The 8,609-nt window shown below is 48.4% G+C and carries 11 protein-coding genes; 2 read left to right on the plus strand and 9 right to left on the minus strand.

Annotation, left to right across the window (positions count from 1 at the left end; genetic code table 11):
* Window positions 1-22: 22 nt before the first annotated feature.
* Together NZ875_08910 and NZ875_08915 are read left to right on the plus strand one after the other, a co-directional pair.
* Window positions 23-652, plus strand: coding sequence for a hypothetical protein (locus NZ875_08910; GenBank protein ID MCS7175854.1), 630 nt, complete (start codon window positions 23-25; stop codon window positions 650-652).
* 26 nt (window positions 653-678) lie between these two features.
* Window positions 679-1,434, plus strand: coding sequence for an N-acetyltransferase (locus tag NZ875_08915; GenBank protein ID MCS7175855.1), 756 nt, complete (start codon window positions 679-681; stop codon window positions 1,432-1,434).
* Window positions 1,435-1,443: 9 nt separating this feature from the next.
* Here NZ875_08915 and hisIE read toward each other — a convergent pair whose 3' ends face one another.
* Genes hisIE through NZ875_08960 form a run of 9 tightly spaced genes read right to left on the minus strand, consistent with a single transcriptional unit; the run spans window position 1,444 to window position 8,481 of the window.
* Window positions 1,444-2,046 carry a bifunctional phosphoribosyl-AMP cyclohydrolase/phosphoribosyl-ATP diphosphatase HisIE gene (gene hisIE, locus NZ875_08920; GenBank protein MCS7175856.1) on the minus strand — a complete coding sequence of 201 codons (603 nt, stop codon included), beginning with the start codon at window positions 2,044-2,046 and terminating at the stop codon, window positions 1,444-1,446.
* Window positions 2,040-2,813 carry an imidazole glycerol phosphate synthase subunit HisF gene (hisF, locus tag NZ875_08925; protein MCS7175857.1) on the minus strand — a complete coding sequence of 258 codons (774 nt, stop codon included), beginning with the start codon at window positions 2,811-2,813 and terminating at the stop codon, window positions 2,040-2,042. Before hisF ends, hisIE begins: the two co-directional genes overlap by 7 nt.
* Window positions 2,803-3,528 (minus strand): HisA/HisF-related TIM barrel protein, encoded by a 726-nt coding sequence (locus NZ875_08930; protein MCS7175858.1) that lies wholly within the window; start codon window positions 3,526-3,528, stop codon window positions 2,803-2,805. Before NZ875_08930 ends, hisF begins: the two co-directional genes overlap by 11 nt.
* A complete protein-coding gene (gene hisH, locus NZ875_08935; GenBank protein MCS7175859.1) occupies window positions 3,507-4,124 on the minus strand; it encodes an imidazole glycerol phosphate synthase subunit HisH in 618 nt (205 codons plus the stop codon). The genes NZ875_08930 and hisH overlap by 22 nt, the downstream gene beginning before the upstream one ends.
* Complete coding sequence (gene hisB / locus NZ875_08940; GenBank protein MCS7175860.1) at window positions 4,121-4,717, minus strand: imidazoleglycerol-phosphate dehydratase HisB; 597 nt, start codon at window positions 4,715-4,717, stop codon at window positions 4,121-4,123. The genes hisH and hisB overlap by 4 nt, the downstream gene beginning before the upstream one ends.
* Window positions 4,711-5,751, minus strand: coding sequence for an aminotransferase class I/II-fold pyridoxal phosphate-dependent enzyme (locus NZ875_08945; GenBank protein ID MCS7175861.1), 1,041 nt, complete (start codon window positions 5,749-5,751; stop codon window positions 4,711-4,713). The genes hisB and NZ875_08945 overlap by 7 nt, the downstream gene beginning before the upstream one ends.
* Window positions 5,748-7,037, minus strand: a complete 1,290-nt coding sequence (gene hisD, locus NZ875_08950; GenBank protein ID MCS7175862.1) for a histidinol dehydrogenase — start codon at window positions 7,035-7,037, stop codon at window positions 5,748-5,750. Before hisD ends, NZ875_08945 begins: the two co-directional genes overlap by 4 nt.
* A complete protein-coding gene (hisG, locus tag NZ875_08955; protein ID MCS7175863.1) occupies window positions 7,034-7,648 on the minus strand; it encodes an ATP phosphoribosyltransferase in 615 nt (204 codons plus the stop codon). The genes hisD and hisG overlap by 4 nt, the downstream gene beginning before the upstream one ends.
* On the minus strand, window positions 7,636-8,481 hold the full coding sequence (locus NZ875_08960) for an ATP phosphoribosyltransferase regulatory subunit (GenBank protein ID MCS7175864.1): 846 nt from the start codon (window positions 8,479-8,481) through the stop codon (window positions 7,636-7,638). The genes hisG and NZ875_08960 overlap by 13 nt, the downstream gene beginning before the upstream one ends.
* Window positions 8,482-8,609: the final 128 nt, after the last annotated feature.

Here is an 8,609-nt window from a genome sequence, read left to right on the forward strand (position 1 = left end):
CAGAAATAAACGGTGATTCATGATGATAGACATTCATTCGCACATCCTTCCGAATTTGGACGATGGGTTTGAAAAGGAAGAACATCTCGACATGGCAGAGCGAGACTACCGTTCGGCAGGCTTTCAAAAGGTTTATCTGACTCCCCATCTCCATCATCCAAAATTTCCCAATGTGACGATCGAGAGGATATTGGAAAAGTATCAAAGAGTTTCCACAAAACACGGAGAATTCTTCGAAATAGGCTGTGAACTTTACCTGGGGGATTATCCTTTGAAATCGTTCCTCCCGTTGGGACGCTTACCTTTCGTTTTGGTTGAATTACCCACCACCGTAAGCCCAACCTATTTGATGGACGCGATCTTTCAAATAGAGCTGAAAGGCTACAGTGTTGTGATCGCACACGTGGAGAGGTACGAATATTTCTTTGAAAATTCTCTGGCTCGGAAGCTGAAAGACAGGGGTGTTTTCTTTCAAGTGAACGTTTTTTCCATCGAAAACAAAGACGACAATGCGATATACTACTTTAAAAAAGACATGATCGATTTCATCGCGAGCGATGCCCATTCTTTAGAAGATGTATCGAAATTGAAGAACGTCAATTGGAAAAAGTATGAAAAGATCCTCACAAGATCGTCCGATCTGCTGAAGTGAAATTCCACCATGCTGGGGGGTCGTTCATGGTGCATCCAACGGCCAAGGTTGGAAGTGGGGTTCAGCTCGGTGAGAACGTTGTGATCGAACCCAACGTGGTCGTGGGGGATCGTGTGGTGATAGGTCACAACGTGGTGATCAGGGAAGGTACGATCATCGGCGATGGCTGCGTGATTTTCGACGGTTCCATTCTGGGTAAAAGGCCTTTCAGGTCTGCCGTGTCGGCCGTGACTGAAGAAAAACAGCTTCCACCGCTCTCTCTCGGTAAGAACGTCGTGGTGGGTGCGAACTGCGTTCTGTACAGGGGCAGTTTGCTGGAAGACAACGTCTTTGTGGGCGATCTGGTCGTGATCAGGGAAGAGGTCAGGGTGGGAGCGTACAGCGTCATAGGTAAAGGTGTCAGTGTGGAGAACAAGACCACGATCGGAAAGTACGTGAAGATAGAGACCAACGCCTACATCACCGCGTTCTCAACGATCGAAGATTACTGCTTCGTGGCACCGGAGGTGACCTTCACCAACGACAACTTCTTGGGGAGGACCGAAGAGAGGAAGAAGTACTTCAAAGGTCCCACCTTGAAGAAAGGTGCCAGGATCGGTGCCAATGCCACGATCTTGCCAGGGATCGTTATCGGTGAGGATGCCTTGGTCGCCGCTGGGGCTCTGGTCACCAAAGATGTACCGGCGAGAAAGATCGTCATGGGTGTACCTGCGAAGGTCGTGAGGGACGTTCCAGAGGAACAACTTTTGGAAAGACAGAGCTTTTATCGTCCAGATGAATGATGAGCGGTCTCACCTTCGGTGAGATCTTTCATGCCTGTCTTGAAGCTCTTCGATGATCTTGTCCCATTCAACGTTCTTCTCCACCATCAACACGGTTAAATGGTAGATCAAATCGGCCACCTCGCGAACGAAATGTTCTTCATCGTTCGATTTTGCAGCCACGATCACCTCGATGGCCTCTTCACCGACCTTCTTCACTATCTCGTCCAGACCTTCTCTGAACAACTTCGCCGTGTAAGAGCTTTCAGGCGCTTTGGACTTTCTCTGCTGTACGATCCGAAGGAGTTTTTCAAGAAACTGAAGATCGTTCCTTCTTCCTTGGCCGTATATGGAACTGAAAAAACAGCTTCTGTTCCCCGTATGGCACGCCACCTTTTCGAGCGGAAAATCTACAAGGTACAAAAGCGCATCTTTATCGCAATCTTCGAATATTTGCACCACGCGCATCGTGTTTCCAGACTCTTCACCTTTCTTCCAGATCTTTTGTCTCGATCTTGAATAAAAATGGGCAAAGCCTGTCTCTTTAGTCAAATTCAACGCTTCTTCGTCGGCGTAAGCGAGCATCAAAACTTCTCCCGTGCGTGCCTCTTGAACCACCACAGGCCTCAGCATGTCGATCCACCTTCCTCCAACCTGATCGGTACACCTTTCGACAGGAGATATCTCTTCAGCTGGATCACGTTCATCTCCGAAAAATGAAAGATCGAGGCAGCCAAGGCGGCGTCCGCACCGGCTTCGAAGGCTTGAAGGAAATGTTCTTCCCTACCCGCACCACCTGAGGCGATGATGGGAATTTTCAAAACTTTTCTCGCCTGAGAAATCATCTCGATATCGAACCCTCCCTTAGTGCCGTCTTTATCGATGCTTGTGAGCAGAACTTCACCTGCACCGAAATCTTGCACCAAAGAGAGCCAATCTTGCAGTCTCATCATGGTCCGCTTTTTCCCAGAAAGGACGAACACTTCAAAACCGATTTCGGTCCTCTTCGCATCGACAGCAACCACCACGGCTTGGGAGCCGAACTTCGAAGCGATCTTCTCTATGAGTTTTGGATTTTCAACCGCTGAAGTGTTGATGCTCACCTTGTCCGCACCAGCGTAGATCAACTCGCTGGCCGTTTCGATGTCTCTCACACCTCCACCGATCGTGAAAGGAACATCGATCTTTTCAGCCACTCTCTTGGCGACCTCGATCATCGTCCTTCGAGATTCCAACGATGCGGAAATGTCCAGAAAAACAAGTTCGTCCACACACTCTTGACAGTACTTTTCAGCCAACTTCACCGGATCGCCACCGTAGATCAAATTTTCGAACCGTTTACCTTTCACCACCACTCCATCCTTCACATCCAAACACGCGATGATCCTTTTAGCGAGCATAACTTTTCATCTCCTCTAAGCTGATCCTTCCTTCGTAGAACGCTCTTCCCACGATGACACCTTCGATCGTTGGTGTTTCCCTGCAGAACTTTTCGATACGCTTCAGATCCTCCACCGAACCGATCCCACCGGCTATGTAGATCTTCAAACCTGAACTTGCCAGCTGTTTGGTCGATTCCAAACTCCTTCCAGCGAGCGTGCCGTCGAGATCGACATCGGTGTGTATCAGTTCTTTCAAACCGAAACTCTTCAGCTTTTTCAGAAGCTGTACAACATCGATCCTCACACATTCCAGCCAACCTTTCGTTCTCACACCGAGCGAGGAAGTGTCCAAAGACAGAACCACCTCTATTCCGAGTGCCGTGAGCTTTGGAACGAGTTTTGGCTCTCTCAATAAGAGGGTGGAAAAGATCTGTCTTTTGAAACCAAGCTCTGAAAGCTTTCTTGCAACATCTATGTTCCTCAAACCTCCTCCGATCTGAACGAACCTCGCCAAGCCGAGTTCAGCGATCCGTTTCAAGATCACTTCGTTCTGATTCGATTCGTCGATCGCTCTGGAAAGATCGATCAAATGCACCAATGTGAAGCCTTCATCCACGAACCGTTTCAACAGCTCCACAGGTTCAAAACCATAAACGTGGCAGCTTTCTTTGTTGCCCCTTTCGAGCCTCACCACGCGCCCCCTGTAGAGATCTATGGCTGGCACAACGCGCACTCGATCAGCCTCCTCAAAAACGTCCTGCCGACCGTGTGGCTCTTTTCTGGGTGGAACTGAACGCCGATGAGTCTTTCATCCATCACCACGGCGGGGAAAACTTCCCCATCGTACTCGCAAGTTCCAACGATCAACCTTTCCTCACAAACGGCCCTGTAGGAATGTACAAAGTAAAAGTATTTCCCATCCATGTCTTTGAACCGCTCGAGATTGAATCGAACCGTGTTCCAGCCCATGTGTGGTAACAGCGTCGAGCTGAGCTTCACCACTCGACCCTTCAAAAGGCCCAAACCTTTCATTCTGGTGGGACTTTCTTCACTCTCTTCGAAGAAAAGTTGCATGCCCAAACAAACGCCCACGATGGTCGCTCCGAGGTGATAGTTTTTGAAGATGAACCGATCCATCTTGCTTTCCACCAAGTTCTTCATGGCCTGTTCGAAATGACCAACCCCAGGTAGGAAGATGATTCTGTAGGTCTTATCGATCGGTTTTTCCAACAGCTCGAGCTCGAAGTTCAACTCGCCTTGGAGTTTTTTTAGAGCCCTGTAGAGGTTCATGATGTTTCCAGGCACACACGAAACGACGGCGACGTTCAATCTATCATCCCCTTGGTGCTCTGTATCGATCCGCTTTCGTTGATCGCCGAGCGCAGGGCGATCGCGAAGGATTTGAAACAAGCCTCGGCGATGTGGTGTGAATTTTTACCATAGAGCTGTACAAGATGCAGCGTGATCTTGGCGTTCGAAACAAAGCTTTTGAAGAATTCTTCGAACAACTCTATGGGAAATTCACCCACACGCTCGGTTTCGAATCGAACTTGATAGTTGAGAAACGGCCTTCCAGAAAGATCGATCGATGCGACGATCAAAGCTTCATCCATGGGAACTACGGCGTATCCGAACCTTGCAAGTTGAGAATAATCGAGCAGTTCTCTGAAGGCTGTACCGAGAACGATCCCAAAATCCTCCACACCGTGGTGCAGATCGATCTGAGAATCCACCTCGAAGCTTTCCACCTTCAATGAGAGAGTAGAGAATTTGCAGAAGGTCTTCAGCATGTGATCGAAAAATCCCATCCGCGTTGAGCCTGTGAACGTTCCTTCACCGTCGTTCTTCAACTCGATCCTTATGCAAGTTTCAGAGGTTTTTCTTTCAACCGAGCAGGCGTTGAACCTCTTTTCCACTAGCATCTGAATCCCTCCAGAATTTTCAAAACCAACTCGTTCTGTTCCGATGAACCTACACCGATCCTGATTCCAAATTCAGTCTTTCTGACAGCCACACCGTTTTCCAGAAAGAGCCGATGCATCCTTTCTTTCTCATCATCCTCCAGATAGATGAAAACGAAATTCGCCACAGAGTCGCTGACTTTGAAGTTCATCCTGCGGAGTTTTTCTTTCAACCTCTCACGTTCTTGAACGATCCTTCGAACGCGCTCGAAAAAGATGTCTCTTTTGCTCAGGACCAAGCTCGCGAGCATCTGTGAAAGGTAGCTCACATTGTAAGGCAGTCTGATCCTATCGTAAGCGTCTATCAACTTCGAGCTTGCCACCATGTAACCTATCCTCTGTGAAGCCAAGCAGAAGGCCTTAGAGAAGGTCCTCACGACGATCAAGTTTTCGAACTCTTCAACGAAACTCACATAGCTTTTACCGCAAAAATCGTAGTAAGCTTCGTCCAGAACAACGAGTGAACCAGTTTTTAAAAGGAAAAAGATCTCTTCTTCTTCGAACAGATGTCCCGTGGGATTGTTCGGATTGGGCAAAAACACGACACAGTCTTGGCTCAAAACTTTCTTCAAAAATTTCAAGTTCAATCGCTCTCCAACCAGAGGAACTTTTCTCAACCTTACGCCCAGCGCCCTGGCGAAGATCTCATAGCAACTGTAGGTGGGAGGAAAAATGAAGATGCGAAGCTTTTTGAACATGTTCAACAGATTGTAGATGATCTCATCCGCACCGTTCCCGATGCTTATCTGATCTACCCTGGCCTTCCAACGCTCCGTGGAGACGTATTCGGCGATTTGCTTCACAAGCTCTTCGCATGGGGAATCGAAATAGGTGCGCAGCGTCGCTGGATCTACCTTTTCGAAGAACTCTTTGAGCAGTCCTTCTGGGAAAGGATGGGGACTTTCGTTCAGTGCCAGATAAACTGGCGTTCTTTTCTCGCTCTTGTAAGCTTCAACATCTTTCCTGATCGATTCGACGATGTCTACGAAGCTCATCTCGATCCCTCCAGCCTCACTTCGATCGATCTCGCGTGCGCTTCGAATCCTTCAAGCCTCGCCAGAGAGGCGTACCAAGCCCCTCTCTGCCTGACTTCCTCTTCGCTGACTTGGGTTACGAAGATTTTTTTCAAAAAATCTTGGACCGTCAGACCTGAAGAGAACCTCGAAGCGGTGGAAGTGGGAAGCACGTGGTTTGGACCGATCCCATAATCACCGAAGGCTTCCGCAGAAAAGCTTCCCAGAAAGATCGAACCGGCACTCTTCACATCGCTCAACAGCGACCAAGGATCTTTCGTCATCAACTGCAGATGTTCCGGTGAAAAGATGTTGGAAATCTTCACCGCATCTTTGATATCTTTCACCAAGATCGCCAAGCCGTTGCGTTCCAAACAGCTCCGTGCGGTGGACCTGGCCGGTTCATCCAGCTCGCTCAGCTGTTTCGAAAGTTCTTCCATCGTTCCATCCAACAGATCTTCATCGTTCGTGATCAGGCAAACTGTGGCATTTTCATCGTGTTCGGCTTGAGCGAGCATGTCTGATGCTACGAATCTGGCCTTCGCCAAGCCGTCCGCAACGATCAAAAGCTCCGTAGGGCCAGCGATGGAATCTATCCCACAATCTCCCACGATCAACCTTTTCGCACAGCTCACATAAATGTTTCCAGGCCCAACGATCTTGTCCACTCTCTTCACGATCTCTGTTCCGTAAGCCAGTGCGCTGATCGCGTGCGCCCCACCCATCTTGTAGATCTCTTCTATACCGAGCCTTCGACAGAGGTATAGAACATACGGAGAGATCTTTCCATCTTCCATGGCGGAGCATGCGACCACGATCCTCTCCACACCTGCGATTTTGGCTGGAACTGCACACATGATGAGGGTGGAAAAATAAACCTTCTTCCCAGCAGGTACGTAGATCGCCACACTCTCGATCGGCTTCACCAAATATGCGGTGAAACTACCAAACTCGTTCACACGCCAGATGGAACGCTCCAAATGGAGAGAATGGAACTTTTCAACTCTTTCGATGAATTCCTCGCACGCTCGTTCGAACCGCTCGTCCACTCGGACCGATTCGAGCTCTTGTTTCGACACAACGATCTGTTCCTTTTTCAAAGCGCACCTTTCGTACATGGCGATGTACTTTTCTAACGCCACTTGACCGTTCTTTTTCACATCCTCAACGATGCTTTTCACGTTCTGTTCGAGTTGAGAAAGTTCGAACCTTCTTTTTTGAACGATTTTTTCAATCTGCTCACAGGTTGGCTCGATGAGCACCTTCATCCTTTCATCCCCCTCGAAAGACTTTCAAGAAAATTCAAAATCTCATCCCTTTTGGTGCGGTAAGAAACCTCGTTGAGCGTGACGATCGCGCTGATGGGATAGATCTCATCGAGAATCGAAAGCCCGTTCTCTTTCAGCGTCCTACCGGTTTGAACTATGTCCACGATCAGTTCGGCCAACCCCACCAAGGGCGCCAGTTCCACCGAACCGTGCAGTTTGATGATCTTCACATCGAGCTTCTTCGCATCGAAGTACATCTTCGTGCTCACGGGGAACTTGGTGGCGACGCTGAGAACACCATTTTTAGGTTTGAAACCTTCAAACCCTGCGAGCACCATTCTGCTCTTGCCGAAAGGTAATTTCATAGGTTGAATGAGTTTTAGCTGAGATTCAACGATCGAGTCTGTTCCACAGATGCCCACATCGGCGATACCGCTGAACACGTAGGTTGGAACGTCTAAAGGTTTGACGATGAAGATCTGCATCGTTCCTTTCAAATCCTCCACGACGAGAGATCTTTCTGTTGCTTCTTTGAAGGTATAACCACACCCTTTCAGAAACGAAAACGCTTCCTCTTCGAGCCTTCCCTTCGCCAGAGCTAGTTTGACCATGTTCTCTCCTCCAGAAAGATCGTTCCTCCGACGGCCAGAACATTCTCGTTCACCTTGTACCTGCCTCCAGCGGCTATGAGCAGTGAATTTTTAAGATCGAACATCGTGAACGTGGGACCATCGTACTCTTCGATCGTTCTGGCTATGGAAAAATCCAACTCCACGGTGATATGAGAAAACTTCGAAAGAAAATCGACCGTTCGAACGATCTCGGCTTCTATCGTCGAATCGAGTGGAAAATCTTTCAATCCGTCCACACCCCTTTTGGTGAAACTGTTCTCGACCAACTTCACCACGTTCGAAAGATCCAGACCGTGCAGAGAAGCGAAGAACTCTATCTCCGACACATCTTTTCTGTCTATGAGCTCAAAGAGCTGTTTTCTGAACTTTCTAGGTACATGTTGCACACACTTTTCTATCACTCTAGAATCACCGATCTCCACCAAGAGCCGGTCCGTCAAGGACGAAAGAACCGTTTCGATGAGCAGTTGCAGAACAAGCTCGAGATCTTTCAACGATGAAAAGGGGATGATCTCCACACCCAGTTGGAACTTCGGTCGGACCTCACCGGAATGATCGTATCGATAGACGAAACCTGTATACCAAACTCTGAACCTTTCCAGCTGGAGCTTGTTGAAATACTCCACGATCGAAGCGGTGTAATCGTTCCTGAGCTTGAACAGCTCACCGTTCCTAGCTTGGAAAAAGATCCAGTCTTTCTCCAATTTTGACAGATCCTTCAGAGCTTCCACCTCTGGACTCAAAAACAACTCAAAATCGTTTTCGTAGCACTTTTCCACGAACGTCTTCACAAGCTTTTCGATCCTTCTCAAAGGCACACCTCCTAATAAAAAAGGGTCACACCCTTTCGGATGTGACCCGGTAGTTTCCTTTCATCCCACCATCACGTAACACCCGGTGGTGAAACTACCGGGTCAAACACGTGATGGTGATGAACAAC

Source organism: Pseudothermotoga sp., assembly GCA_025060105.1.
In the GTDB taxonomy this organism is placed as follows: domain Bacteria; phylum Thermotogota; class Thermotogae; order Thermotogales; family DSM-5069; genus Pseudothermotoga_A.

Coding starts and splice junctions, on each gene's coding strand:
- hisD (MCS7175862.1), bottom strand. CDS start 7,037: ATGAAGGTGCTCATCGAGCCAACCTGTGAGCAGATTGAAAAAATCGTT.
- NZ875_08910 (MCS7175854.1), top strand. CDS start 23: ATGATAGACATTCATTCGCACATCCTTCCGAATTTGGACGATGGGTTT.
- hisG (MCS7175863.1), bottom strand. CDS start 7,648: ATGGTCAAACTAGCTCTGGCGAAGGGAAGGCTCGAAGAGGAAGCGTTT.
- hisIE (MCS7175856.1), bottom strand. CDS start 2,046: ATGCTGAGGCCTGTGGTGGTTCAAGAGGCACGCACGGGAGAAGTTTTG.
- hisB (MCS7175860.1), bottom strand. CDS start 4,717: ATGCTAGTGGAAAAGAGGTTCAACGCCTGCTCGGTTGAAAGAAAAACC.
- NZ875_08945 (MCS7175861.1), bottom strand. CDS start 5,751: ATGAGCTTCGTAGACATCGTCGAATCGATCAGGAAAGATGTTGAAGCT.
- NZ875_08915 (MCS7175855.1), top strand. CDS start 679: ATGGTGCATCCAACGGCCAAGGTTGGAAGTGGGGTTCAGCTCGGTGAG.
- hisF (MCS7175857.1), bottom strand. CDS start 2,813: ATGCTCGCTAAAAGGATCATCGCGTGTTTGGATGTGAAGGATGGAGTG.